Source organism: Nonomuraea sp. NPDC003201, assembly GCF_053590415.1.
Genome location: NZ_JBSFTC010000156.1, coordinates 1 through 25,364 on the forward strand (window position 1 = coordinate 1; position 25,364 = coordinate 25,364).

At 71.8% G+C, this 25,364-nt stretch carries 26 protein-coding genes and 1 pseudogene; 14 read left to right on the plus strand and 13 right to left on the minus strand.

Features of this window, described 5'->3' with window-relative positions; genetic code table 11:
* Window positions 1-583 (minus strand): helix-turn-helix transcriptional regulator (locus ACWDX9_RS37795; RefSeq protein WP_449962871.1); only part of this gene is annotated, 583 nt, incomplete at its 3' end.
* 128 nt (window positions 584-711) lie between these two features.
* Here ACWDX9_RS37795 and ACWDX9_RS37800 point away from each other — a divergent pair.
* On the plus strand, window positions 712-1,707 hold the full coding sequence (locus ACWDX9_RS37800) for an aldo/keto reductase (RefSeq protein ID WP_449962874.1): 996 nt from the start codon (window positions 712-714) through the stop codon (window positions 1,705-1,707).
* 50 nt (window positions 1,708-1,757) lie between these two features.
* Here the strand turns inward: ACWDX9_RS37800 and ACWDX9_RS37805 are convergent, their stop codons facing one another.
* Together ACWDX9_RS37805 and ACWDX9_RS37810 are read right to left on the minus strand one after the other, a co-directional pair.
* Entirely contained in the window at window positions 1,758-2,618 is an 861-nt protein-coding gene (locus tag ACWDX9_RS37805; RefSeq protein WP_449962877.1) for a TIGR03619 family F420-dependent LLM class oxidoreductase, read from the minus strand.
* Window positions 2,619-2,699: 81 nt separating this feature from the next.
* Window positions 2,700-2,849: pseudogene (locus ACWDX9_RS37810) on the minus strand (ArsR/SmtB family transcription factor); the annotation flags it as partial.
* A gap of 20 nt (window positions 2,850-2,869) precedes the next feature.
* On the opposite strand from ACWDX9_RS37810, the gene ACWDX9_RS37815 reads away from it, so the two are divergent.
* The gene (locus ACWDX9_RS37815) at window positions 2,870-3,592 is read left to right on the plus strand and encodes an alpha/beta fold hydrolase (RefSeq protein ID WP_449962880.1); all 723 of its coding nucleotides are present in this window, start codon (window positions 2,870-2,872) and stop codon (window positions 3,590-3,592) included.
* A gap of 44 nt (window positions 3,593-3,636) precedes the next feature.
* Here ACWDX9_RS37815 and ACWDX9_RS37820 read toward each other — a convergent pair whose 3' ends face one another.
* Complete coding sequence (locus ACWDX9_RS37820; RefSeq protein ID WP_449962882.1) at window positions 3,637-4,455, minus strand: NmrA family NAD(P)-binding protein; 819 nt, start codon at window positions 4,453-4,455, stop codon at window positions 3,637-3,639.
* A 173-nt stretch (window positions 4,456-4,628) separates the two neighbouring features.
* Here ACWDX9_RS37820 and ACWDX9_RS37825 point away from each other — a divergent pair, with 173 nt between their 5' ends.
* The 4 genes from ACWDX9_RS37825 to ACWDX9_RS37840 all read left to right on the plus strand — a co-directional run bounded on the left by ACWDX9_RS37825 (window position 4,629) and on the right by ACWDX9_RS37840 (window position 9,334).
* Window positions 4,629-5,483: a hypothetical protein gene (locus ACWDX9_RS37825; RefSeq protein ID WP_449962884.1), complete on the plus strand. Its 855-nt coding sequence runs from the start codon at window positions 4,629-4,631 to the stop codon at window positions 5,481-5,483.
* On the plus strand, window positions 5,480-6,682 hold the full coding sequence (locus tag ACWDX9_RS37830; RefSeq protein WP_449962886.1) for a S8 family peptidase: 1,203 nt from the start codon (window positions 5,480-5,482) through the stop codon (window positions 6,680-6,682). Before ACWDX9_RS37825 ends, ACWDX9_RS37830 begins: the two co-directional genes overlap by 4 nt.
* 142 nt (window positions 6,683-6,824) lie before the next feature.
* Window positions 6,825-7,646 carry an SDR family NAD(P)-dependent oxidoreductase gene (locus ACWDX9_RS37835; RefSeq protein ID WP_449962888.1) on the plus strand — a complete coding sequence of 274 codons (822 nt, stop codon included), beginning with the start codon at window positions 6,825-6,827 and terminating at the stop codon, window positions 7,644-7,646.
* Between the two features lie 44 nt (window positions 7,647-7,690).
* Window positions 7,691-9,334: a TlrC/CarA/OleB/SrmB family ABC-F type ribosomal protection protein gene (locus tag ACWDX9_RS37840; RefSeq protein ID WP_449962891.1), complete on the plus strand. Its 1,644-nt coding sequence runs from the start codon at window positions 7,691-7,693 to the stop codon at window positions 9,332-9,334.
* 43 nt (window positions 9,335-9,377) lie between these two features.
* Here the strand turns inward: ACWDX9_RS37840 and ACWDX9_RS37845 are convergent, their stop codons facing one another.
* Both ACWDX9_RS37845 and ACWDX9_RS37850 read right to left on the minus strand, forming a co-directional pair.
* Window positions 9,378-10,934, minus strand: a complete 1,557-nt coding sequence (locus tag ACWDX9_RS37845) for a carbohydrate-binding protein (RefSeq protein ID WP_449962893.1) — start codon at window positions 10,932-10,934, stop codon at window positions 9,378-9,380.
* Window positions 10,935-11,239: 305 nt separating this feature from the next.
* On the minus strand, window positions 11,240-11,377 hold the full coding sequence (locus tag ACWDX9_RS37850) for a hypothetical protein (protein ID WP_449962896.1): 138 nt from the start codon (window positions 11,375-11,377) through the stop codon (window positions 11,240-11,242).
* 206 nt (window positions 11,378-11,583) lie between these two features.
* On the opposite strand from ACWDX9_RS37850, the gene ACWDX9_RS37855 reads away from it, so the two are divergent.
* The gene (locus tag ACWDX9_RS37855; RefSeq protein ID WP_449962899.1) at window positions 11,584-12,429 is read left to right on the plus strand and encodes an NAD(P)H-binding protein; all 846 of its coding nucleotides are present in this window, start codon (window positions 11,584-11,586) and stop codon (window positions 12,427-12,429) included.
* 254 nt (window positions 12,430-12,683) lie between these two features.
* Here ACWDX9_RS37855 and ACWDX9_RS37860 read toward each other — a convergent pair whose 3' ends face one another.
* Window positions 12,684-13,289 (minus strand): hypothetical protein, encoded by a 606-nt coding sequence (locus ACWDX9_RS37860; RefSeq protein ID WP_449962902.1) that lies wholly within the window; start codon window positions 13,287-13,289, stop codon window positions 12,684-12,686.
* Between the two features lie 118 nt (window positions 13,290-13,407).
* Here ACWDX9_RS37860 and ACWDX9_RS37865 point away from each other — a divergent pair, with 118 nt between their 5' ends.
* Together ACWDX9_RS37865 and pip are read left to right on the plus strand one after the other, a co-directional pair.
* Window positions 13,408-14,190 carry a neutral zinc metallopeptidase gene (locus ACWDX9_RS37865; RefSeq protein ID WP_449962905.1) on the plus strand — a complete coding sequence of 261 codons (783 nt, stop codon included), beginning with the start codon at window positions 13,408-13,410 and terminating at the stop codon, window positions 14,188-14,190.
* Between the two features lie 58 nt (window positions 14,191-14,248).
* Complete coding sequence (pip, locus tag ACWDX9_RS37870; protein WP_397372074.1) at window positions 14,249-15,208, plus strand: prolyl aminopeptidase; 960 nt, start codon at window positions 14,249-14,251, stop codon at window positions 15,206-15,208.
* Between the two features lie 268 nt (window positions 15,209-15,476).
* On the opposite strand, the gene ACWDX9_RS37875 is transcribed toward pip, so the two are convergent.
* Window positions 15,477-16,187, minus strand: coding sequence for a TetR family transcriptional regulator (locus ACWDX9_RS37875; RefSeq protein WP_449962907.1), 711 nt, complete (start codon window positions 16,185-16,187; stop codon window positions 15,477-15,479).
* An 81-nt stretch (window positions 16,188-16,268) separates the two neighbouring features.
* On the opposite strand from ACWDX9_RS37875, the gene ACWDX9_RS37880 reads away from it, so the two are divergent.
* On the plus strand, window positions 16,269-17,378 hold the full coding sequence (locus ACWDX9_RS37880) for an FAD-dependent monooxygenase (protein WP_449962910.1): 1,110 nt from the start codon (window positions 16,269-16,271) through the stop codon (window positions 17,376-17,378).
* Between the two features lie 6 nt (window positions 17,379-17,384).
* On the opposite strand, the gene ACWDX9_RS37885 is transcribed toward ACWDX9_RS37880, so the two are convergent.
* Window positions 17,385-18,185, minus strand: coding sequence for a maleylpyruvate isomerase family mycothiol-dependent enzyme (locus ACWDX9_RS37885; protein ID WP_449962913.1), 801 nt, complete (start codon window positions 18,183-18,185; stop codon window positions 17,385-17,387).
* 5 nt (window positions 18,186-18,190) lie between these two features.
* Window positions 18,191-19,381, minus strand: a complete 1,191-nt coding sequence (locus ACWDX9_RS37890) for a Cmx/CmrA family chloramphenicol efflux MFS transporter (protein ID WP_449962916.1) — start codon at window positions 19,379-19,381, stop codon at window positions 18,191-18,193.
* A 271-nt stretch (window positions 19,382-19,652) separates the two neighbouring features.
* On the opposite strand from ACWDX9_RS37890, the gene ACWDX9_RS37895 reads away from it, so the two are divergent.
* Window positions 19,653-20,243 (plus strand): TetR/AcrR family transcriptional regulator, encoded by a 591-nt coding sequence (locus tag ACWDX9_RS37895; protein ID WP_449962918.1) that lies wholly within the window; start codon window positions 19,653-19,655, stop codon window positions 20,241-20,243.
* Window positions 20,240-20,887, plus strand: coding sequence for a haloacid dehalogenase type II (locus ACWDX9_RS37900; protein WP_449962921.1), 648 nt, complete (start codon window positions 20,240-20,242; stop codon window positions 20,885-20,887). Before ACWDX9_RS37895 ends, ACWDX9_RS37900 begins: the two co-directional genes overlap by 4 nt.
* Here the strand turns inward: ACWDX9_RS37900 and ACWDX9_RS37905 are convergent.
* From ACWDX9_RS37905 to ACWDX9_RS37915, 3 genes are read right to left on the minus strand one after another with little or no spacing between them, the layout of a single operon-like run.
* A complete protein-coding gene (locus ACWDX9_RS37905) occupies window positions 20,877-21,356 on the minus strand; it encodes a VOC family protein (RefSeq protein WP_449962924.1) in 480 nt (159 codons plus the stop codon). The genes ACWDX9_RS37900 and ACWDX9_RS37905 overlap by 11 nt on opposite strands.
* Window positions 21,357-21,393: 37 nt before the next feature.
* Window positions 21,394-22,179, minus strand: a complete 786-nt coding sequence (locus ACWDX9_RS37910) for an alpha/beta fold hydrolase (protein WP_449962926.1) — start codon at window positions 22,177-22,179, stop codon at window positions 21,394-21,396.
* A 39-nt stretch (window positions 22,180-22,218) separates the two neighbouring features.
* Window positions 22,219-22,971 (minus strand): PIG-L deacetylase family protein, encoded by a 753-nt coding sequence (locus ACWDX9_RS37915; protein ID WP_449962928.1) that lies wholly within the window; start codon window positions 22,969-22,971, stop codon window positions 22,219-22,221.
* Between the two features lie 58 nt (window positions 22,972-23,029).
* Between ACWDX9_RS37915 and ACWDX9_RS37920 the strand changes: the two genes are divergently transcribed.
* Complete coding sequence (locus ACWDX9_RS37920) at window positions 23,030-23,692, plus strand: TetR/AcrR family transcriptional regulator (protein WP_449962931.1); 663 nt, start codon at window positions 23,030-23,032, stop codon at window positions 23,690-23,692.
* Window positions 23,689-25,101, plus strand: a complete 1,413-nt coding sequence (locus ACWDX9_RS37925; RefSeq protein ID WP_449962933.1) for an MFS transporter — start codon at window positions 23,689-23,691, stop codon at window positions 25,099-25,101. The genes ACWDX9_RS37920 and ACWDX9_RS37925 overlap by 4 nt, the downstream gene beginning before the upstream one ends.
* The last annotated feature ends 263 nt before the right edge of the window (window positions 25,102-25,364 follow it).

Below are 25,364 nucleotides of genomic sequence, written 5' to 3' on the forward strand. Positions count from 1 at the left end.
GTTCATTAGTGTGCACTTCCGCTCTGCCGGCCGCCGCGCGCAGGTCGGCCACGAACTGTCGGGCCCGATGCTCCTGCTCCTCGGGCGGGCAGACGGCGCGCGTGGCGGGGTCGGTGAACCAGCGGTAGACGATGTAGCGCCGGTCGCCGGAGAAGCCGGTGTGGTCGCCCGTCAGCAGGACGGCCGCGCGGTTCTGGGCGAGGATCTCGCCCAGGTCGGACAGCACCAGGGCCGGGGTGTCGCCGAGCAGGTCGAGCATGCGGATCAGGCCGGCGCGGGCCAGGCGGGCCACCCCGTCGGCGGGCTGCGGCCGGTGGCCGGCCAGGTGGAACAGGTGGTCGCGCTCGTCGTCGGACAGGCGCAACGCCCGAGCCAGCGCGCCGAGCATCTGCGTCGAGGGCTGACTGCTGCGGCCCTGCTCAAGGCGTACGACATAGTCCACCGACATGCCCGCGAGCAGCGCCACCTCTTCCCGGCGCAGGCCGGTGGTGCGGCGGCGGGGACCGTCGGCGAGGCCCACCTCGGCCGGCCGGATCCCCTCGCGGCGGCGGCGCAGGAAGTCGGCGAGCTGGTCACGTTGCATGGCTCCATACTGCCTCGCGGCCGGCGAGCCGAGCCAGGGAGCGGCTCTCCCACGATGAACGCTCCGCTCCCGCCCGCCCCGGTTCGGGCGCATGGTTGGGGACGACATCGAGAACGAGGGAGAACGTGATGCAGAGACGAACCCTGGGCCGCACCGGACCGGCCGTTTCCGCGCTGGGCCTGGGCGCGATGGGCATGTCGGGCGCGTACGGCACGGCCGACCGCGCGGAGAGCATCGCCACCGTGGACGCCGCGCTGGAGGCCGGCGTCACGCTCATCGACACCGGCGACTTCTACGCCATGGGCCACAACGAGTTGCTGCTCGCCGAGGCGCTGCGCGGCCGGGATCGCGACAGCTACCGGCTGAGCGTCAAGTTCGGCATGCTGCGGGGGCCGGGCCACGAGTTCGGCGGGCATGACGGCCGGCCCGAGGCGGTGAAGAACTTCCTGGGCTACTCGCTGGCCCGGCTGGGCACCGACCACATCGACATCTACCGTCCCGCCCGGCTGGACCCGGCGGTCCCGATCGAGGAGACGGTGGGCGCGATCAAGGAGCTGGTCGAGGCCGGGTACGTACGGCACATCGGCCTCTCGGAGGTCGACGCGGCGACGATCCGCCGGGCCCACGCCGTCCACCCGATCGCCGACCTGCAGATCGAGTACTCGCTGATCTCCCGCGCGGTGGAGGCGGACGTCCTGCCCACGCTGCGGGAGCTCGGCATCGGCCTGACCGCGTACGGCGTGCTCGGCCGCGGCCTCATCTCCGGGCACTGGACCGCAGGCCACACCGCCGGCTCCGGTGACAGCCGCGGCTTCAGCCCGCGCTTCTCCAGCGGGAACGTGGAGCACAACCTCGCCCTCGTGGACGCTCTGCGCCGGGTCGCCGAGGCGAAGGGCCGCACCGTCGCCCAGCTGGCCATCGCCTGGGTGGCCGCACAAGGTGCGGACATCGTGCCGCTGGTCGGCGCCCGCACCCGCGAACGGCTGGCCGAGGCGCTGCCCGCGATGGACCTGAACCTCACCACGGACGACCTCGCCGAAATCGAGAAGGCGGTGCCGCCGGGCTCGGCGCGCGGTGACCGGTACCCGTCCGTGTTCATGTCCGGCCTCGGCGTGGGCAACTGATCGCGCGATCACGCCACGCGCTCTCGCCGCCTGTCCACCGCCGGAGCAGGTCAGCCGGCGCTGAGGAGGGCGAACCGCTCGGCGAACGCGGACATCTCATCACGCTGCTGTGCCGGATCCGCCGAGGTGGGGCCGACCACGATGCGGGTCACGCCTTGCGCGGCGAAGGCCGCGACCTGTTCGGCGGACATGTCGATCGACCCCCATCGGGTGTGCTCCAGCGCGCCGGGGTCACGGCCGGCCTCCACGGCGGCGGTCCGGGCCAGCTCCCACTGGATCGCGCGTTCCTCCAGGGTGAGGGCGCCGCCGGGGAAGTAGCCGTCGCCGCGCCGACCGGCGCGCCGCGCGGCCGCCCGGCTCGACCCGCCGACGTGGATCGGCAGGTGGGTGCCCGAGTACGGCTTCGGGTAGCTGGTCACGTCGTCGAAGCCGAAGAACTCGCCGTCGAAGCTGACGCCCTTCTCGTCGCCTCCCCACAGCAGCCGCAGCACGTCGATGGCCTCGTCGGTACGGCGTCCGCGGGTGCCGAAGTCGACTCCCATGGCCCTGGCCTCGCCGGGCAGCGTGCCCAGCCCCACGGTGAGCAGCCGCATCCGTCCCTTGGACAGCACGTCGATGGTCGCCAGCCGCTTGGCCAGGACCACGGGATGGTGGTACGGCAGCAGCAACACGGCGGTGCCCAGCAGGATGCGACGGGTGGCCGCCGCGACGAAGGCCAGGCAGTCGAGCGGATCGGGGAAGGGCAAGGACGGCGGGAGCTCGAAGGAGCCGACCGCGGCGCCGGGATACAGCACGATGTGCTCGGGCAGGTACAGCCCCTCAAAGCCGCAATCCTCGGCATGGCGGGCATACGTTACGAGCCCGTCGGGGTCGAGCCCGTCGGCCGTGGAGTAGTTGATCGCGAATTTCATCGTCATCCTTGAGGTCAGAGTCCGCGGGCACGCTACATCCTTGACGTCAGTGTCAGGGCAAATGCGTGGCCGGCGCCGTGCTCACCGGAACACGACGGCGAGGAGCCCGGGAAAGCGCGCCTCAAGATCGTCTCTGCGCAGGGTGAGGTAGTTTCTGCGTCCCGAGTGGCGCAGGCGGATCACGCCGCTCTCCCGCAGGACCCGCCAGTGATGCGTGAGGGTGGATTTCGGCGCTCGCCGAACACCACCAGGTGATCGCCGTAGATCTGCGCGGCATGGGCGGCTCGGACAAGCCCGCCTCCGGCTACGACAAGAAGACGACGGCCGCCGACATCCTCGGACTCGTGCGCCGGCTGGGCCACGACCGGGTGGACATCGCCGGCCACGACATCGGTGGCATGGTCGCCTACGCCTTGGCCGCGAACCATCCCGCCCACGTCCGACGCATCGCCCTGCTGGACATCGCCCACCCTGACGAGCGCTTCTACACCTTCTCGTTGCTCCCCCGGCCCGGACGCCAGCAGGTCGACGGCGACATCCACGCCGGGCCGGGCCGCTTCCTGTGGTGGTTCGCCTTCAACCAGGTGCCCGGCCTGCCGGAACGCCTGCTCGCCGGCCGGTCCCGCGAGCTGATCGACTGGATGTGCGACTACCTGGTCGAGGATCCCGCCTCCATCGGCGACCGCGATCGCGACGTCTACGCCCGCGCCTACTCCACGCCGGACGCGATCCGGGCGGGCAATGCCTGGTACCGGGCGTTCGGGCAGGACATCGCCGACGGGAAGACCTACGGCAAGGTGACCGCCCCGCTGCTGGGTCTGGGTGGCGGGGAGGGAGGTCACCTGCTCCTTCAGGCGGTGCTGCCGGACAAGGGCACCGACGTCGAGGTGGTGCTGGTGCCGGACAGCGGCCACTACATCCCCGAGGAGCAGCCCGAGCTCGTCGTCAAGCACCTGACGCGATTCTTCGCCTGAAGCCGAGCCGCGCGGCGAGACCCCGCCCGCTCTCGGCGGGCGACCTAACTGCTGATCTTGAAACGTTCGGCGTGCTCCGCCACCCATTGCGCGAACGTACGCGCCGGACGGCCGATCACCCGTTCGACGGTGTCGTCCACGGTCGTGGCGGAATCGCTGGGGGTGGCGTACCAGCCGATGACGTACTCGGCGTCCGCACGGGAGACGCCGGTGGACATCAGCCTGTCGACGGCCTGTTCATGGGTGATGGGCATGAAGGCGATGTCGCTGTGGACGGCCCGGGACAGGAGGGAGATCCGTTCGCGCGGGGTCAGCGCCTCGGGGCCGGTGAGGTTGTACGCGCGTCCCGCATGGCCGTCGTCGAGCAGTGCGACGGCCGCCACGGCCCCGATGTCGGCCTCGTGGACCAGCGCACTGGGAAAGTCGTACGGCTCCCGGACGACTCCCTCGGCCCGGATCGATCCGGCCCAGGTCAACGTGTTGGACATGAACTCCTGCGGCTCCAGGCGCGTCCATTCCACACCCGAGTCGGCCACGGCCTGCTCGACGGGTCCCACCCAGCCGCCCCACACCACGGTGATGCGCCGGACACCTGCGGCGACCGCCCGCCGGACCAACTCGGGACCGACCTCGGCGAGTCCCGTCGTCACCGTGATGTGCAATCGGCCGGCGCCGTCGAGGGCGGTGTCCAACGTCGCCGGTTCATGGTGCGTGCCGGCCACCAGCTCCACCCCGGCCGGCAACTTCCCGGCCGCCGCGACCGGATCGCGGGTCAGCGCCCGAACGGGCTCTCCGCGGCGGAGCAGCTCCGTCACCACGTGGCGGCCGGTGTTCCCGGTGGCACCCGTGACAAGTGTCGTCACAGTCGAACTCCTTTCGTCCGTCGCCGACGACGCTAGAAGCTGAACCGCACTTGAGGTCAAGGAAGCCCGGGGAGGTGATCCGCCGAGCACCGATAGGGTCAGAACGCGCAAATCGATCAGAGGGGCTTAAACGGAACCTTGATCGGCTCGCTCGCACGACAGGAGAGACATTGATGTATCCCCCGTCCGGCTCCGGGCCGGGGTTCCATCCCCCTCAGCCGCCCCCCGGGCCGCCCCGGCCGTACCCGCCCGGCCCCTACCAGCAGCCGCCACCGCCGACCGCGCCGGTGCGGCCCCGGCGCAGCGCCTGGCGGGTCCTCGTCGGGCTGGTCGTCGCGGGTTTCGGTCTGCTGGCCGTGCTCGGCGGTGGCGCGCTCATCGCGCACGCCTACTCCAACAGCCGGCAGGTCATCCACAACTCGGCGTACTCCAAAGAGCTGTGGCGCAACGTGCCCGTCGAGAAGCTGTTCCCGCCGCGGCTCGGCCGGGAACACCCCGACAAGGGCTACTCCTCTCCGAACGACGAGCGCGGCTGGACCAGGGCCGCGATCTCCTCCGACACCTCCTGCCGAACGGCGCTCTCCGGCGAGCTGGCCGGGGTCGCCACTGAGCGGGGCTGTGTCGCGGCCGTGCGCGCCACGTACGTGGACGACACCGGAGGGACGGCCGCCACCGTGGCCCTCGTCGCCTTTCGCGAGTCGCAGCCCCGCGTCGACCTGGAGGGCATCGTGCGTGAGGCGCAGCGGAAGCCGGACCACGCGGTACGCGCGCTCGCCGCGCCCGGCACCCGGTGGAAGGACTCCGCGCGCACCGGGAACGGCGGCCGGACCGTTGGGGACGTGCCCATGTTCGTGGCGGTCACCACGGGGCCGGCGGACGGCCGCAGGCCCGGACGGCTGCCCGAACCGTGGGGCAGGAGGGAGTTCCCGCAGCGGGAGGACCGTGAGGCGTGGGCGCACACCGCGCAAGGGCTCGCGGAGAGCCTGGCCACCCGGCTGTACGCGGAGGCCCGGAAGGTGAGGGCATGATTCGCAGGCTGACCTGCGCGGCCGTCATGGTCGCCGGACTGGTCGCGGCCACCGCCGCGCCGGCCGTGGCCGAGGCGCCGCGGGGCTGGGAACAGCAGATCATGAAGGTGCCGGCCGCGCAGCGGCTCGGACAGGGCAAGGGGGTCACCGTCGCGGTCCTGGACACCGGGGTCGTGAAGAACCATCCGGAGTTCCGCGGACGGGTGACGAACGGCCCCGACTTCATCGGCGGCGGCGCGAAGCCCGGGCAGTCGTACTGGGGCGCGCACGGCACCGCCATGGCCTCCAGCGTGCTGCGGGTCGCCCCGCAGGCGCGGGTGCTCTCGGTACGGGTGATCTGGGATCGGGAGGACCCGGCGCGCAAGCGCGCGGAGTCCGCCGCCAAGTCCGGCGGCACCGCCGCCGACAAGGAGAGCATCAAGGCGGCCACCGCGCTGGCCAAGGGCATCCGGTACGCCGTCGACAAGGGCGCTCGCGTGATCTCCATGTCCCTCGGCACCGACGAGTGGGGCCTCGGCAGCGGTTACGACGAGACCACGGCCGCGGCCGTCGACCACGCGCTCGGCAAGGGGGCCATCCTGCTGGCCAGCGCGGGCAACGGCGGATCCACCGACCCGCTGGAGGTCGACGCGAACAACGTCGTCTCCTACCCGGCCGCGTACCCGGGAGTGATCGCGGTGGCGGCGATGGGGCCGGGCGGCGCGCGGGCGGACTTCTCCCAGGTGCACACGTACAACACGATCACCGCGCCCGGTGTGGACATCTACGCCGCCGACAACCGCGGCGGCTACCGGATGGGGGACGGCACCTCCCCGGCCTGCGCGCTCGCGGCGGGCACCGCGGCGCTGATGCTGTCCCGCAATTCCGATCTGACGCCCCGGCAGGTACGCGACATCCTGGTGCGGACCGCCAGGAAGCCGCCGTCCGGCTACAACGTGTTCCTCGGCTTCGGGCTGGTCGACGCGGCGGCGGCGGTGCGGGCGGCGGGCGCCGCCAAGGACACGAAGATCGAAGCGGCCCCGTACAAGGGGAAGGAGTACCTCGGTGGCGGGCCGGTCGCCGCGCCGACCACCAACCCGCCGATCGACATGACCTACGTCGTCGTGGGCGGCGCGGCCGCCGGTGTGGGGCTCCTGTTCCTGCTGGTCGCGGTGTTGCTGATGCGCCGGCCCCGCGCACGCCCCGTGCCCGGCGCCTGACCTGGCGAACCCGGTGACGGTGCGGGCAGCCGCATGCCGTCGAAGCGAGACGAGACGGTCCGTCTTGACGTAGAAGCGGAGTGCCTGTATACCTTGTCATCACGAGACGGACCGTATCGTCTCATGATGGTGAGGAGTCCGTGTGACGACTGCCCGAGTCTGGTTCATCACCGGCGCGTCGAGGGGCCTGGGCAGGGCCTTCGCCGAGGCGGCGCTCGCCGCCGGAGGCCGCGTCGTGGCCGCCGCCCGCGACCTCGGCCCCCTCGCCGACCTCGCCGCCGCCCACCCCGACAGCCTCGTACGGCTGACGCTGGACGTCCGCGACCGCGCGGCCGTCCGGAAGGTCGTGGACGAGGCAGCGGCGGCGTTCGGCCGGCTCGACGTCGTGGTCAACAACGCCGGCACGCTGCTGTTCGGCATGGTGGAGGAGGCCACCGAGGAGCAGATCCGCGCCCAGTTCGACGTCAACTTCTTCGGTGCGGTCTGGGTGGCCCAGGCCGTGGTGCCGCACCTGCGGGCGCAGGGATCCGGCCACATCCTGCAGGTCACCTCGATGGGGTCCGGCGGCGGGTTCGCGTCCGTCGGGTTCTACGCGGCGAGCAAGTCCGCGCTCGACTCGGTGAGCCAGGCGCTGGCGATGGAGGTGGCGCCGTTCGGGATCAAGGTGACGATCGTGCAGCCGGGCGGGTACGGCACGGACCTGTTCACGCGGGGCACCACGCTCGCGGAGCGGCGCCCGGAGAACGAGCCGCTGCACGCCCAGCTGGCCGAGATGTGGGGCGAGGACGCCGGTCCCGACCCGAGCACCGCGGCGCCGGTGATCATGGAGCTGGTCGAGCTGGCGGAGCCGCCGCTGCGGCTGATCGTCGGCGGTGCCTCGTACGACGTGGTCCAGCAGATGGAGCAGGCCCGCACGGAGGAGTACCGGGCCTGGGAGCACCTCAGCCGCAAGGCGCCGGGCTGACCACCCCACCCCGTTTGTTCATCCTCGAAAAGGAGGCATGCCTTTTGCGTACCGCCGCCCAACTCGCGCTCACCGAGATCACCAAGCGTTACGGCACCCGCGTCGTCCTGGACCGGGTGTCGCTCACCGTCAGACCCGGCGAGCGGATCGGAGTGATCGGCGACAACGGGTCAGGCAAGTCCACGCTGCTCAGGCTCATGGCGAACGCCGAGCGGCCGGACAACGGCGAGCTCCTGGTCGTCGCACCCGGCGGCGTCGGACACCTGCCGCAGTCACTCGCGCTGCCGCCGCACGCGACGGTGGCCGACGCCGTCGACCTGGCGCTGGCCGACCTGCGAGAGCTTGAAGCCCGGATGCGGGCGGCCGAACGGTCGCTCGAAGAGGCGGACGCGGAGGCGTACGCGGGGCTCGTGGCGCAGTTCGAGGCACGGGGCGGCTACGAGGCCGACGTCCGGGTGGAGATCGCGCTGCACGGGCTCGGGCTGCCCGCGCTCGACCGGAGCCGCCCGCTGGGCACGCTCTCCGGAGGCGAACGCGCCAGGCTCGCCCTGGCCGCCACGCTGGCGTCCGATCCCGAGCTGCTGCTGCTCGACGAGCCGACCAACGACCTGGACGACCAGGCCGTGGCCTGGCTCGAACAGCGCCTGCGCGCCCACCGGGGCACGGTCGTGGCGATCACGCACGACCGGATGTTCCTGGAGCGGGTGACCACCGCCATCCTGGAGGTCGCCGACGGGCAGGTACGCCGCTACGGCGACGGCTACGCCGGGTACCTCGTCGCCAAGGCCGCCGAACGCGCCGCACAGGCGCGGGCCCACGAGGAGTGGAAGACGGAGCTGGACCGGCACGCCACGCTGGTGGCGGCCAACGCGGGCCGGCTGGCCGGGATCCCGCGCAAGGTCGCCAAGGCGGGCATGGGCACCGGCGCCTGGCGGGCGCGCTCGCGTACGCACGGGGCCGCCGGGCGCATCCGGCAGTCCCAGCAGCGGCTACGGTGGCTCGCCGAGCACCCGGCGCCGCCGCCTCCCGAGCCGCTGCGCTTCACCGCCACCCTCGCCACCGCGGGTGCCGCTCCCGAAGCCGAGGTGGCCGCGCTCGACGGCGTGGTGGTGGCGGGCCGGCTTCGCCTCGACTCCCTGGCCGTCCGCGCCGGTGAACGGCTGCTCGTCACCGGCCCGAACGGGGCGGGCAAGACCACGCTGATGCGGGTGCTCGCGGGGGAGCTGCGTCCGGACGCGGGCGAGGTACGGCGAGCCGGCCGGGCCGGGTTCTTCCGGCAGGACGAGGGGGGCCTCGGGCCGGCGGACCGGACGGTGTTGCGGGCCTACGCGGACGGGCGTCCCGGCAGCCTGGACGAGCACGCGGACGCGCTGCTCGCCCTGGGGCTGTTCCGGCCGTCGGACCTCGGGTCGCGCCTGGGGGAGCTCTCCTACGGGCAACGGCGCCGGATCGAGCTCGCCCGGCTGGTGAGCGAGCCCGTGGACCTGCTCCTGCTCGACGAGCCGACCAACCACCTGTCGCCGATGCTCGTGGAGCAGCTGGAGGAGGCGCTGGCCGCCTACCGGGGCGCGCTGGTGGTCGTGACGCACGACCGGCGCCTGCGGGCCGCGTTCACCGGCTCCCACCTGGAGCTGGGCGCGGCCGATCGCGGCGTCAGCGCCGGAACGAGCCGGCGTCGAACACCATGAGTGGGGCGAGTACGGTGGCGTACTCGCCCCCTCTGTCACGGCGTCACCCGAAGGTCACGACGAGGCGGCCGTCCGAGGCGAACGACCAGTGCAGGGCGCCGCTGTAGGACGAGCACCGGGACCCGTTCGAGCCGGACCAGAACTGGTTCGAGCTGTCGGAGTTGCCGACGATCCGGTCGTTGGTCCCGCTGCCGCTGCGGCACGAGGTGTTGTTGCGGAACACCGAGGTGCCGGCGTCGAACGAGTAGTTGCGCTCGGTGTTGTCGATGCTGACGTTGTCCGACACCGTCATCGTGCCGGGGTTGCGGTTGTAGGTGAAGCCATGCTTGCCGTTGCGGTACGCGATGCTGCGCCGGATGGTGTGGTTGACCGCGATGTCCTCGCCGCCGAGCTTGTAGCCGTTGCGGTCACCGTTGCCGGCCTGGCTGCCGTCGCTGAGCGTGCCGTTGTTGTACGACAGGGAGTCCTCGATGGTCACCGGGCCGATGGCGCCCGTGTCCGTCTTGGTGTAGAGGTCCCAGCCGTCGTCGATGTTGTTGCGGGACACGCAGTAGCGGAAGACGTTGCCGGAGCCGACGGTGAGCTTCGCGGCGAAGCCGTCGGCGTCCTCGCCGTCGGAGTCTGCGTTGTCGTGCGACAACGCGCTCAGGATGAGGTTGTTGGACGGCCACTGGTCGCGGGGCGTGTCGGAGGCGATCCGCGAGAGCTGCAGCCCCGTGTCCCGGTTGAACCGGGTCTCCGTGCGCTCGAAGATGTTGTTGCTGCCGCCGACGAAGATGCCGTTGTCACCGGCACGCTCGACGACGATGCCGTAGATGTGCCAGTACGACCCGTTCACGGCGAGTCCGCGGTTGGCCGGGTCCTCGCTCTGGGCCGAGAAGTTCAGGATCGGGGTCTCGCCCGGGTAGGCGGACAGTTTCTTGCGGGCGCTCGAGGTGCCGTTGTTGCCCGCCGCGATGGTGACCGTCTGGGAGAAGTTGTAGGTCCCGCCGCGTGCGTAGATCGTCCCGCCGGCGGTGATGCGGGTGATCGCCGAGGTGAGGGTCGTCGGGTCCGACTGCGTCCCGGTCGCGCCGTCCCTGCCGTTCGGCGCCACGTAGAGCGCGTTGCCCGTGGGCGGGGTCGTGCCGCCCGCGTCGACGTCGATGTAGTCGAGGTTGGCCAGGCCGTTCGAGGTGGTCGGGTTGAACTGGATGGTGTTGCTGCCTGCCCGCACCGACACGGTGAGCGTCTTGGTGACCCAGGTGTCCCACGCGCCGGTGCCCTCGTACGAGACGTTCTGGACCGTCGACCCGTTGACGATCAGGTCGGCGGGGCGGGCGGTCGTGGTCCCGTTCGCGAACCGCACGCTCAGCGTCGCCGTCCCGGCCGCGCCGGCGTTGACGGTGAACTGGGCGGAGGCGCCGGTGGCGTTGTTGCCGTTGCAGAATCCGCTGCCGGAGTAGCCGGACCAGTTGCTGTCGATGGTGCCGGTGCAGACCGCGGGCGAGCTCTCCGCCTCGTACCGCGTCGGCGCGGCCTGTGCGGCGGTCGGTGACAGTGCGACGAACGCGCCGGCTAACAGGCCGGCGCACGTGAGGATGGCTTGCAGGCGCATCATCGTTCTCCAAGGTGTCGGGTACGGAGGCGCGGGCGAAACGTCGCCACAGTAGGAAAGCGCTTTCCCCGCCGTCAATGTGCCACTGCAAACGCGTCAACCCCGAAACCATCGCCGCTGGCCAGGGATTTACCGCCGGCTCAACCGCCGGTGAAACTTTCATTCAGCCCGAGAAGCGAGGCCCTGCGGCAGGAACAGGCACTACCCTGCTGCCATGCAGCACCTTTGTGCCTGACCAGCGGATGCGCCGACGACGTCATCCCTTTCCGGTCCTTCTCCGGAAGGACGCACCGCGACACCGGTCCTGCTCAGGGCTGGGAGCCGGGTGGCAGGGCGAAGGGATCCTCGGGGAGGAAGCAGCCGTAGTCCCGCAACGGCATCGGGTCCTCGAGCACGATCCGCTGGAGCTCGCCCGCCGGTGACAGGCCGCCCGGACGGTCCGGCACGCGCCGGCCCGGCCGCAGCCCGCCGCGGCCGGGCGACGTCTCCGGCGCGTCCGCCGCGAGCTGCCCGAACCGGTCCAGCAGAACCCCTGCCGAGCCTCCACAGGCGGCCCGGCGAACCGGATGCGGCCTTCGACGAGGTCGATCCCGGGAGGGCGCCGATCGGGAGCGGCCGGAATATCGCCGTCCGCGTCCGGGCTGACCCGGTCATGACCGAGATTCTGGTGACCGGGGCGACAGGGAACGTCGGCCGGCAGGTGGTGGCCGGGCTGGTGTCCGCCGGTGGTTCCGTGCGGGCGTTGGTGAGGGATGCGCGGGCGGCGCGGCTTCCGGGGGGAGCGGCGGCCGTGGAGGGGGACCTGGGTGTGCCCGGCACACTGGAGCGGGCGCTGTCGGGGGTGGAGACGGTGTTCCTGGTCTGGCCGTTCCTCAGCGCCGACGGCGCCTCCGCCGTTCTGGAGGCGATCAAGAGCCGGGCCCGCCGGGTCGTCTACCTCTCGTCGTCGGGGGTGGACGACGGGGCGCAGCGGCAGGGTGACCCGATCAACCAGCTGCACGCCGACATGGAGGGCCTGATCGAGAGGTCCGGGCTGCGGTGGACGATCCTGCGGTCGAACACCATCGCCTCCAACACCCGGGGATGGGCGGCGCAGATCCGTGCCACCGGTGCCGTGCGCGGGCCGGAGATCGCCGCCACCGCGGTGATCGACCCGCGCGATGTCGCGGAGGTGGCGGTTCGGGTGCTGGCCGGCGACGGGCACGACGGCGCGACGTACGTGCTGACCGGGCCGCAGGTGGTGGGCCGGGCCGAGCAGGTGCGCGCGATCGGGGAGGCCATCGGGTGCCCGCTGCGGTTCGAGAAGGTGGCCGTGCAGGCCGCGCGTGAGCAGATGCTCGCGGACGGGAGGCCGCCTGCCCTGGTGGAGGCCCTGCTGGCCAGCGCGGAGGCGCGGCCGCGGTCGGAGCTGATCACCTCGACGGTGGAGGAGATCACGGGGGCGCCGGCGCGTACGTTCGGGCGCTGGGCCGCCGACCACGCGGACGAATTCCGCTGACCGCAGGCCGCTTCAGCGCCACCCGCTGTACGCCGCCCGTGTCGGCGTACAGCATCGTGAACTCCCAGGAACGCGTCCACGGGGGACGGCTCGGCATCGGTGTGCCGGCAGAGGGAAATGGTGTCCTCCTGCCAGGCGCATCCGGTTCACGCGATGCCGAGGCCGTCCGTCTTCGGTTGGGCCGGTGCGGGGTGCTCGCTGTCCATGTCGAAGTCCCTTCGCCCCGTCCCTCTGACGATGAGGCCAGAGGCGCGTCAGTTGCCGAGGATCTGGTTGACCAGCGACGAGACCCCGGTGGTGTCCAGGAGCGTCACGGGCTGCTCCACCGTGAGATCGCCCGGCGACTCGAACGTCCAGGTCCCGGTGGCCGGGGACCAGGTCGGGAACCAGCTGGTCGGGGACCAGGTGGTCGTCGCGGCGCAGGGCGCCGCGCCCAGCCAGAGCGAGTCGACGACCTGCGTGAGTCCCAGGGCGGCCAGCAGCGACGAGGACGACCTGCTCGTCGTCGTCGTGCACGGCGCCGCGGGTGCGGGGCCGAGCAGCCCGTCGACCAGGCCGACGACGCCGCCGGCCTTGTACGTGGGGATGCTCTGGCTGCACGTCGTCGTCCGGTTGACCCAGGTCAGGCCGTCGACGGGGCTCGGGCGCCCGGACCACGGCGGCCCCAGCGGCGACTCGTTGAAGACCGATTCGGCCAGGGCCTGGAAGTCCTCGGTCCAGGACGACTGCCCGTTGTAGCTGACGACGTTGTTGTTGCCGCACAGGACCGTGTCCACGGCCCCCTCTTCTGCGGCGGCCGGCCCGGCGGCCAGCAGCAGGCCGGAAGTCGCGGCGAATGCGGCAATGGCGTGCTTGTACATGGTGCTCCCTGCGGATGGTAATCCGGTTATCCGCAGAGATCATTACCCTTAGTGGTGGTTGAATTACTTCATAGTTGTATCTAGCCCTCTTTACCGGGAGGTCCTATTCTCACGACTCGTGAAACTTCTCATGTTCGCGGCGCTTACGGGCGCCCTCATGATGCCCTTAGCGGGTACCGCTACCGCCCAGGCGGCTGCATACCCCGTCAAATCCTCCCAACTAACCGCCAATCCGCTCTATAAGGCAGGCGCACTGCCGACGACCACCTGTACGGAGCCGTCGCTCGAGCCGAACAATCGCCAGCAGGCCCGCGCCTACCTCGACGCGGTCATCGCCTGCCTGGAAACCACCTGGGAACAGCACCTCACGAACGCCGGCCTGACCTACAGGCCGGTCAAGGTGCGGCACATGGACCGGATTCCGAAGAAGTGGTGCGGCTATGACATCGAGAAACTGAATTCCCAGACCTGGTACTGCGACCGCACCGAGACACTGGTCTTCCAGCTCGGCAAGGACTGGCTCGACGAACCCGACGACCTCTGGCTGTTCGAGACGGCAGCCTCCATGTACGGCTACCACGTGCAGAAATTGGTCGGAATCGCCAAGGCCTACGACAAATTGCCCTATGGAAAAAAGACGGAGCTGTATGAACAGCAGCGCCGCCTGAGTCTCCAGAACGAATGCTTCGCCGCCGCCTTCATCAAGAGCGTCTGGCCGATCGAGGGCAGGAACCTGAGCGACTGGAACGCGCTCGTCAACCTCCGGCTGAGCGAGGACCCCGCCGAGGTGCGTGAGTTCGGCAGCCGGGCCGCGGTGCGCCACTGGCTCAAGCGCGGCTTCACCGCCGGCGACCCCGGCGCGTGCAACACCTGGTCGGCCCCCTCGTCCAAGGTCGCCTGACCGTACGGGCCGCGGTGGTCCACCGGGTCCACCGCGGCCGTCTCGATACGATCGTTCCATGTATCCCCCCATCGAGCCGTACGACCACGGCCTGCTCGACACCGGTGACGGCAACCTCGTCTACTGGGAGGTCTGCGGCAACCCGGAGGGGAAGCCCGCGCTCGTCGTCCACGGCGGCCCCGGATCGGGGTGCAAGACGGGGGTGCGCCGGCTCTTCGACCCGGAGCGCTACCGGATCGTCCTGTTCGACCAGCGAAACTGCGGCCGCAGCCGCCCGCACGCCAGTGACCCGTCCGTCGACCTGAGCACCAACACGACCCACCACCTCGTCGCCGACATGGAGCGGCTGCGCGAGCACCTCGGCATCGACAGGTGGCTGCTCTACGGCGGCTCATGGGGCTCGACGCTGATGCTGGCCTACGCCGAGGCCCATCCGGCACGGGTGTCGGAGATGGTCATCGTGGCCGTCACGACCACGCGCCGCTCCGAGATCGACTGGCTCTACCGCGGCGTCGGGCGGTTCTTCCCGGAGGAGTGGGAGCGCTTCAGGCAGGGCGTCCCCGAGGCCGACCGTGACGGTGACACCTTCGCGCTGCTGGCGGCGTACTCGCGGCTCCTGGCCGACCCCGATCCCGAGGTCCGCGCGAAGGCGGCCGAAGACTGGGTCACCTGGGAGGACGCGGTGATCTCCATGGAGCCCAACGGCAAGCCGAACGCCTACAGCGACCGCCCGGCCGAGGCGGTGATGGCGCTCGTCCGGATCTGCTCCCACTACTTCTCCAACGCCGCCTGGCTGGAGGAGGGAGTGCTGCTGCGGGAGGCGGGGCGGCTGGCCGGGATCCCCGGCGTGCTGATCCACGGCCGTCTCGATCTGGGCGGCCCGCTGGAGACGGCCTGGGAGCTGGCGAAGGCCTGGCCGGACGCCAAGCTGGTCGTCGTGGACGACTCCGGGCACACCGGCAGCGGCACGCTCTCCAAGGAGTTGTCCGCCGCGCTCGACGGCTTCGCCGGGCGGTGAGGGGGCGGGACCCGCGGCTCGCGATCGTCTGGGGCGTTGGGACGGCGCCAGTGGTGACCATCGCCTCGCCGTCGGTCGATGCCGTACGGGTGAGCCGCGGGTCCGCAGGGGACAGCGCGCTGACAACCGCGTGCCCACTCGCTGACCTGCAGCAACAGTAGCTTCGCCGACTGTCCGGACACCACCGAATTAAACGCCCGTGCGCGGAGGATTCCCGCGACGGCCACCCTGGCGGCGTCTCGAAAATGTCTCATAAAATGTCTCGATATTATGCGGACAGGTGGCGGTAGAGGGTGGCGCGGGAGACGCCGAGGGTGCGGGCGATCTCGGCGGCGGTGTGCCCGCCCGAGGCGTGCATGCGCCTGGCCCGCTCGACGGCCTCCGGCGTCATCGCCCCCGGCCTGCCGCGCCGGCGCGCCTCCTGCGCCGGAGGTGAGGGACGGTCCTCCAGCAGGCGTTCCACGCCGGACAGCACGGCCGGGCGGAGCATCTCCTCCGGCAGGTCGGCGAACATCACGACGGGGTCGCTGAGCATGCCGAACGCCTGCGCCGCCCGGATGCGGTCCACGTGGTCGGCGAGCGGGCCGGCGATGAGGTGCTGGGCCAGGTAGGCGGCGTCTCGAAAACGGTCGAAGACCGACCCCTCGGCGGCCAGCGCGAGGTCGCGCATCTGCAGCCTCAGCAGGTCGCGGTGCGTCAGCCAGACGTCGAGCAGGCCCTCGATCACCGCCCACCGCTTCTGCCGCTCGTCGCTCCCCGGCGCGCGGTTGGCCGCGTCGATCGCGGCCTCCATGTCGGCCAGCAGGGGCTCGGCCAGGGCCGCGATGATCTCCTTCTTGCTGGGGAAGTGGTAGAGGACCGCCGTCTTGGTCAGCTCGAGCCGCTCCGCGATCTCGCGGATCGAGGTGGCGTGATAGCCCTGCGCGGCGAACAGGTCGTGCGCCACCTGGAGGATCCGCGAGCGAGTGTCGTCCGTCACCCCGCCGATTCTAGACCTTGCCTGACCGTTGGTCTGGAGCCTATAGTCCTGAACTGACCAACGGTCAGGAGGGGTGGAGACATGACTGAGGTTCTGGTGGTCGGGGCGAGCATCGCCGGGCAGACGCTGGCGTACTGGCTGGCCCGGCACGGGATGCGGGCCACGCTGGTCGAGCGGGCGCCGCGGCTGCGCACGGGCGGCAACGGGGTGGACCTGCGGGATGAGGCGATCGAGGTGGCCGAGCTGATGGGGATCATGCCGCGGGTCAGGGCCGCGGCGGCGGACGTGCGGGGCATCAAGTTCGTCGACGCTGCGGACCGGGCCGTGGCCCGCATGAACATGAGCAGGAACGGCGAGATCGAGATCATGCGGGGTGACCTGGTGGCGCTGCTGCACGAGGTGACCGGGCCGGAGGTGGAGTACGTCTTCGGCGACTCCGTCCGGTCGATGGAGGAGGACGGCGGCGGCGTGACGGTGTCGTTCGAGGGAGGCTCGACGCGGCGGTTCGACCTGGTCGTCGGGGCCGACGGGCTGCACTCTTCGGTGCGGCGGCCGGCCTTCGGGTCCGAGGAGGGGGCCCTGCGGCACATGGGGCACTACTTCGCGTTCGCGAACGCGGACTCCGCGCTGGGGGAGGACCGGTGGGTGACGATGTACAACCTTCCGGGCAAGATGGCGGGGCTCTACCGGTCGGGCAACCACGCCCAGGCGAAGGCGTACTTCATCTTCAGGTCGGAGCCGCTGGCCTATGACCATCGCGACGTCGAGCAGCACAGGACGCTGCTGAAGGAGGCGTTCGGCGGCGAGACGTCCTGGCGGGTGCGCGAACTGCTCGACGGGGCCCTCGCCGACCCCGACTTCTACTTCGACGCGCTGAGCCAGGTGCGCCTGCCCTCGTGGTCGTCGGGGCGGGTGGCGCTCGTGGGGGACGCCGCCTACTGCGCCTCCCCGGCGTCGGGGGCCGGGGCGGAGCTGGCCGTCGTGGGGGCGTACCGGCTGGCCGAGGAGCTCGCGGGCACCTCGGACCACCGGGCCGCCTTCCGGCGGTACGAGGAGGGGCACCGCGAGCTGGTCAAGCGCAAGCAGCAGATCGGGCCGAACGTCCGCATGATGGTGCCGAAGACCCACCTGGGCATGTGGGCGCGCAACGGGCTGGCCCTGGGGATGGGCCTCGCCGCCCGGAGCTCGTAGGAGGGGTCATACGGGAGGCACCAGGACGAAGTAGCGGTCGAGCCTGCTCCTGTCGCCGCGCACGTCGAGACCGTCGGCCGGGATGCGGTTCCAGAGGAACAGCATGAGGTCCGACGCGCTCCCGGCCAGCTCGACGTCGAAATCGCCGCCGTCCGCCCCGGAGGACAGCCGTACGTCCGGGCCGTCGAAGTGGACCGCCCAGTCGCCCTCGCCGTCCGTGCGACGGAAGCGGAAGCGCTCGCCCGCTCCGGCGGGCGCCTGCGTCCACTCCCGCCGTGCGGGCGCCATGACCTCGAACGTCTGCGTGACCGCGTCGGCCGCCACGTCCTCGTGGATCGGGCGCGGGACGCCAAGGGTGTTCTCGGCGTCCCAGCGGTGCACGGCGGCCTCGATGGTCTGCATCCGCACCCAGAACCCGACGGTCTGCTCCTTCGACCACGTCCACGCCGGATCGCCGGCGTCGCGCTCGTCGAACAGCGCAGCCAGCCGGGCCGCCCCTTCCTCGAACCAGTCGAGCACCCCGTCCGGGATCGGCCCGAGGTTGGGCGCGTGCTGCGGATCGGGCCACCCCGTGAGGTCCGGCGGCAGCCCGGCGAAGGACAGGTCGGAGCCGTCCGGCGGCCCGTCGCGCCGGTCGTCGATGATGCTGAACACGCCCCGGTGCACGAAGCCCAGGTGGATCAGCAGATCGGCGACCGACCAGCCGGGGCAGGACGGCACCGGCGGCGCGGCGCCGGTCTCCGCCGCCTGCCGGGCGGCGTCCTGGAATGCTCGGACCTCTCGGTGAAAGCGCGAAGCGGGTTCCATTCCCCTCACTGTGCCTCAGCCGGCTGGTCCCGCTCCAGCGACTTCGCCGATGACGGCCGCCCGGCGGCGTGGGCGACGGCGGCGGTGACCAGGGCGGCGGCCACCAGCAGGGCGCTCACCCACAGCGGCGAGCGCAGCCCGAGCCCGGCCCCGATGGTCAGGCCGCCCAGCCACGGGCCGAGCGTCGCGCCCACGTTGAGCGCCGCCGTGGCGAACCCGCCGGCCAGGGTGGGCGCGCCGGTGGCCGCGTACAGGACCTGCGAGATCAGCGTGGAGCCCACGGCGAACGAGAGCGTCCCCTGGACGAAGACCAGCACGACCGCGGGCACCGGCGCGCCGGCCGTCAGCGCGAAGAGGGCCCACCCGGCGGCCAGCGCCGGCCCGCAGATCACCAGGAGGCGGATCGGCCGCCGGTCGGCCACCCGCCCGCTGACGGTCACCCCGGCGAACGAGCCCAGCCCGAACAGGGCCAGCATCAGGGGCATCCAGGAGGACCCGATCCCGGTGTCCCCGGTGAGCAGGGGCGCGAGGTAGGTGAACGTGCAGAAGGTGCCGCCGTTCACCAGACCGCCCAGCACGAGGAAGACCAGCAGCCGCGGCCGTCGCAGCGCCCGCAGCTCCCCGCGGACCCGCGGACCGGCCGGGCCGGGGGCGCCGGACGGCACGGACCTGAGCACCGCGACGATGGCCGGGACCAGCGCGACGGCCACCGCCCAGAACGCCGAGCGCCACCCCCACACCTCGCCCAGCAGCGCGCCGCCCGGCACGCCCGCGACGCAGGCGATCGTGACGCCGCCGAGGAGCACGGAGGTGGCGCGCCCCTTGGCGTCGGGAGGCGCGAGCGCGACGGCGGTCGCCATGGCCACCGCCAGGAACCCGGCGTTGGCCAGCGCCGCGATCACCCGCGTGCCGAGCAGCACGCCGTAGCTGGTGGTGAGCGCACCGACCACGTGCGCGACCAGGAACGTGACCAGGAAGGCCAGCAGCGCGAACCGCCGGGACCAGCGCAGGCTGAGCACCGCCATGAGCGGCGCCCCCACCACCATCCCGACGGCGAAGGCCGAGGTGAGCAGCCCCGCGGCGGGGACGGACACCCGCAGGTCCCGCGCGATGCCCGGGATGAGCCCGGACAGCATGAACTCGGACGTCCCTTGGGCGAAAACCGCCAGTCCGAGCAGGTAGACAGCGAAAGGCATGAGAGAACTCCGCGACCGTATCGAGGATCGACAAGGAAGCGGGCAGGCCGGAGGAAGGTCCTGCCCCGCTGGAGAATCGGCCGCATCACGAAGAACCGCACGGCTCGCGGAGAGCCCGGCGTCAGCGCGAGACAGCCACCGGATGACCGGTGGCTAGCGTCTTGACGCCTCGGGGCTGGACATGAGGGCGAACGTAGCAAGCCCCCGGAGAACTGCGCAAATGATTTGCTATCTTGGACCAGTCGTTCCAAGATAGACCGCGGAGGTGCCGATGCCGGACGTGAAGCATTTCGATCCTGACGCGGTGCTGGAGCAGGTGGAGCGCCTGTTCTGGCAGCGCGGCGCCGCCACCACGGGCATCGCGGAGGTGGTCGCGGCGACCGGCCTCAGCCGCTCCAGCCTGTACGCGACCTACGGCGGCAAGCAGGACCTGTACGTGCGGGCGCTGCGCCGCTACGTCGAGGAACGCTCGCAGCCGATGTTCCAGACCCTGGCCGACGACGGGCGCGGCCTGCCCGCCGTGGAGGCGTTCTTCGACCGCCTGATCCGGATCAGGTGCGCGGGCGAGCACGCGCGCTGGGGCTGCATGGCGACCAACGCCAACGCCGAAGGCGCGGACCCGGCCGTGCGCCAGGTGCTGGACCAGCACCACGACCGGCTCCGCACGACGATGCGCGCGGCCCTGGAGGCGGCCGACGCCCAGGGGCAGCTCGCCGACGGCCTCGGCCTCGACGCGACCGCGGAGTCCCTGACCCTGCTGGCCTACGGGGTCAACCTCCGCTCGCGCGCCGGCGCGGACCCGGCAGCCCTGCGCATGGGCACGTCCGCCGCACTCGACTCTCTCAGAAGGGACCGGTCATGAAACCGCAGGTAGTGATCTTCGACGTGAACGAGACGCTGACCGACATGGAGCCGATGCGGGGCAGGTTCGAGGAGGTGGGGCTGTCCGGCGAGCAGATGGGGACATGGTTCGCGAGCGTGCTGCGCGACGGGTTCGCGCTCACGGCCGCAGGCGGTTTCGCCGAGTTCGGCCAGATCGCCGACGACGTGCTCAGGGAGATGGGGGCCGGGGACGAGGCGGTGCGCCACGTGCTGAGGGGGTTCGCCGAGCTGCGGGTGTATCCCGACGTCCCCGAGGGCATGCGGCTGCTGCGCGAGGGCGGCATCCGCCTGTTCACCATGACGAACGGGGCGGCGTCCATGACCGCGGGGATCCTGCGCCGCGAAGGGCTGTCGGACCTGGTGGAGGCCACGCTGGACGTGAGCGGCCCCCGCGCGTGGAAGCCCGCCCGCGCGGCCTACGAGTACGCGGCCGGCCAGGCCGGGGTGCGGCCCGACCAGGCGGTCCTGGTCGCGGTGCACCCGTGGGACATCGACGGGGCCCAGCGGGCCGGGCTGTCAGGGGCCTGGCTGGAGCGGCGCGGCACGCCGTACCCGAGCGTGATGAGCGCCCCGCGCCTGTCGGCCCCCGACCTGGTCTCGCTGGCGAGGCTTGTCACTGCTTAGGAAAGAAGTCCGCGCCCTGGACGTACTCCATCGCCTTCGTGAAGACGGGGTCGGTCATGCGGCGCTCCATCTCCTCGGGCGAGACCTCCTCGACGCGCGCCTGGATCCACCACAGGTTGCCGAACGGGTCGCGCACCCGCCCGACCCGGTCGCCCCAGAACAGGGGGGTGATCTCCGTCACCGACGTCCCGCCCGCCTCGATGGCCCGGCGGTAGATGGCGTCGGCGTCGGCGTCGGGGACGTACAGGCGCAGGAAGGCAGGCGTGGGCGGCCAGCCGGGAGCCGAGTCGAACATCATCACCACGGCGTCCCCGATCCGCACCTCCGCGTGCCCGATGCGCCCCTCGTCGTCGGTCACCCGGGACAGCTCGACGGCGTCGAACGCGGCCGTGAGGTAGTCGATGAGGCCCGCGGTGTCGGACCCGATGATCCACGGCGTGACGGTGGTGTATCCCTCAGGAATGTTCATGCCCGCAGGCTATTCGGGAAGTAGGCCAGATAATGTCCTACTTAGAGGTTGCGAGCAGGAAATCCAGCACCAGAGGGCTCGCGACCTCCCTGAACTCCTCGAAGTACGCGTGCCGCGCCCCCTCGATCATCCGCAGCTCCGCCCCGGGGATGCGGCCGGCCAGCAGCGGGGCGTTGGCCGCCGGGTTGAACACGTCGTCGGTGCCGTGCACCACCAGCGTGGGCGCGGCGATGGAGGGCAGCGCGGCCCAGCTGTCGTGCCCGGCGCTGGCGGCCAGGTGGCGGCGGCGCGCGTACGCGGGCATGGCCGGGTCGCCGACCGTGTGGTGGGGGCCCGGGTGCGTGGACAGCCAGGCGGGCGTGTACATGAGCTCCAGCAGCGCCCGCTCGGCGGCCGCCCGGTCCGGCTGGGCCAGCGACCTGCGCACGTCGTTGTCCCGTTCGAGCCCGTGGACGCCGCCCGGCGAGCTGCAGCCGAGCACCAGCGACCCGACCCGCTCGGGATGGTCGGCCGCCAGCCACTGGGCCACCCGCCCGCCCATCGACGTCCCGTAGACGTGCGCCTTGTCCACGCCCAGCTCGTCGAGCACGGCCAGCACGTCGGCGGCGAACCCGCGGGTGGTGTACGGCTCGTCGGGTTTGTCGCTGCCGCCCGTGCCGCGGTAGTCGAAGGTGACGGTGCGGAACTCCCGCTCGAAGTCCGGGCGCACGGGATCCCACCAGCGGTGCTCGTTGGCCTGCCCCTGGAGGAGGACGAGGGGTTGCCCGCCGCCGCGGACCTGGTAGGACAGCTTGACGCCGTCCACGGCTGTCGCAAATGGCATGTCTGGCATCGTAGGCGTGCCCGGTGAGCGGGTGCGGGTCTAGCCGGTTTTCGCCTCGACGTACCATTCGCGGCCGAGCAGCAGGCCGAAGACGGGAGCCGGGAGCCGTACGAGCACTCTCGCGACGGCGGACAACCGGCCGCCACCGCTGATCTGGGAGTGGTGGGCGGCCAGCGCCCGCTGCTTCTGCCCGGCGTAGCGGCGCACGTCGATCCTGTGGGTGATGGCCCTGCCGGGGCTGTACGCCTTCGCCAGCTCGCGTTCGTCGTAGCGGAGCGGGATCCGGAGCAGGTGGATCAGGCGTACCAGCCGGACGGCGGCGTCGCGCGGGACCGTGGCCTGCAGCACGCGGGGCACCCCGGCCAGCTCGGCGGCCCGCTTGCCGACCTCGTGCACCTTGACGTGGTCGCGGTGGCCGTACCCGCCGTTGGGGTCGTAGCTGAGCAGGAGGTCCACCTGCTCCTCGCGTAGGATCGCGGCGAGCCTGGCAGCGGCCTCCTCCGTGCTCGCGCGTACGAACCGCATCCGGTCCGGCGGGTCGGGATACAGGTCCTTGCCGTGCCCGCTGTCGGCGTAGCCCAGGTGCTCGACGCGCGCCACGCCCAGCTCGGCGGTGGCGGCTCGCAGCTCGTTCATCCTGGTCGTGCCGCCCTCCGCGACGGACTTCATGACGCCGTCGGTCGCGACCACGACGATCACGCGGTGGCCCTCGGCGGCGGCGCGGGCGAGCGTGCCGCCGGTCAGGAGCACCTCGTCGTCCGGATGCGCGTGAAAGGCCAGGAGTGTCGCCATAGCCGGACACCCTATATTCCGTTGACGGAGTGAGTACTCACTCCGTAACGTGAAAGCCATGACGAACCCGACAGGCCGGCGACGCGCGCCGGCGATGAGCCCGGAACAGCGCCGCGAGATGATCGTCCGGGCGGCGCTTCCCCTGGTGGTGGAGTACGGCACCTCCGTGACCACCGCCCAGGTCGCCCGCGCCGCGGGCATCGGCGAAGGCACGATCTTCCGGGCCTTCGGCGACAAGGAGACCCTGCTCGCCGCCTGCATGGCGGAGGCGGCGCGGCCCGACGACACGCTCGCGCACGTGGCGGCGATCGCGCTGGACGTGCCGCTGGAGGAGCGGCTGATCGAGGCCGCGGAGACGCTGCGCGGCTACCTGGCCCGGATGGGTGCCGTGGCCGGTGCCCTGGCCGCTTCGGGCGGCCTCCGCCGCGACCCCCGCCTCCTGGGCGCACCCTCCGAACCCTCCGGCGCCTCTGAAAGGCCGCAGGAGGGCTCAGGGCGGGCCCTCTCGGGACGGGAGGCGTCGATGGCGGCCACCCGCGACGTGCTGTCCGGGCTGTTCGAGCCCGAGCGCGACGGCCTCAGGCTGCCCCCGGAGCGGCTGGCCGAGGCGTTCCAATTTCTGATCCTGGCGTCCGGGCGGGGCGGGTCGTCCCCGCTCACCTCCGAGGAGCTGGTCGACCTGTTCCTGCACGGCGCGCTGAAAGGCGGCGAGGCCGGGTGACGGACCTCTACGAGGACCTCCCGGCCCGCAGCCGCACGGCGGTGACGTACGCCCTGCTCGGCTGCGCCTTCCTGAGCATGCTGGACGGCACCGTGGTCGGCACCGCCCTGCCGCGCATCGTCGAGCAATTAGGCGGGTCGGGCTCGTGGTACGTGTGGCTGGTCACCGCGTACCTGCTCACCTCCTCGGTGACCGTGCCCGTCTACGGCCGCCTGTCCGACCTGTACGGCCGCCGCCGGCTCCTGCTCGCCGGCCTGGCCGTCTTCCTGGCGGGATCCCTGGCCTGCGGCGTGGCGGGCTCGATGCCGTTCCTGATCGCCAGCCGGGCGTTCCAGGGCCTGGGCGCGGGCGCGCTGCTCACCCTGGGCATGGCCATGATCCGCGACCTGCACCCGCCCTCCCGCGCGGAGGGCATGATCCGCATGCAGACCCTGCTGGCCGCCATGATGATCGTCGGCATGGTGGGCGGCCCGCTGCTCGGCGGCCTGCTGGCCGACCACGCGAGCTGGCGCTGGGCGTTCCTGATCAACCTGCCGCTCGGCGTGGCCGGAGCCGCCGCGATCGCCGTGCTGCTGCCCGAGCGCCGGCTCCCCGGCGCCGCGCCGGGCAGGCTCGACGTGGCCGGGATCGTCCTGCTCACCACCGGCCTGTCGCTGGTCCTGGTGGGTCTCAGCCTCAAGGGCAACACCGCCCTGGGGTGGGCCGACCCCGCCGTGCTCGGCACCCTGCTGGCCGGTCTGGCCCTGCTGACCGCCCTCGTGCGCGTCGAACGCCGGGCCGCCACCCCGGTGCTCCCGCTCCGCCTGCTGCGCCGCCGCACGTACGCGGCCCTGCTCGCCGGCGGGTTCTTCATGCAGTTCGCGGTCCTGCCCGTCGGCGTGCTCCTGCCGCTCTACCTCCAGCACGTACGCGGCTACTCGGCCACCGCCTCCGGGCTGGTCCTGCTCCCGCTCCTGATCGGGATGACCGTGGGCAACCGGATGACGGCGGTCCTGATCCTGCGTTCCGGGCATCCGAAACCCGCGCTGCTGACGGGCGCGGCGCTGGTCATGATCGGCACGGGCGCGTTCTTCGCCCTCGGGCCGGACACCCCGCCGATCCTGACCGGGGCGTGGCTGCTGCTCGCCGGCCTCGGCACGGGTCCCGCCATGGGCGGGATCACGATCGCCACGCAGAGCAGCGTCCCGCACGCGGACATGGGCACCGCCACGGCCGGATCGGCGCTCACCAAGCAGCTCGGTGGCACCTTGAGCCTGGCCTGCACGCAATCCCTGCTCGCCGGGCCCAGGGTCACGGCCGGTGGGGTGGGGGCGACGGTGGCGTGGATCGGTGGGGTGGCGGGGGTGCTGGCGTTCGCGGCCCTCCTCGCCATGCGCGACACCGCCGTCACGGCCCCGGCCCGCTCGTAGCTACCCGCCGTGCTTCGGCTGGGGACCCTCGGAGGGGGAGGGAGGGGCGGCCATCTCCTGGTGGCCGGAAATTCGTGTCGGGGTGGGAATGTTCGGGGGGTGGGTGTGGTTACATAGATCGTGGCCGGTGTGTCCAGTGTCCCCGGGCCTCACCTATTGCCTTCGCGGAATACCGTTCGGCTGGAGCCGCGTTGTGCCTTTCGCCGAGAGGCGACCTGCACACCGGTTCGCATACGTTGAGCGCCCGCCCTCCTCGGAGGGCG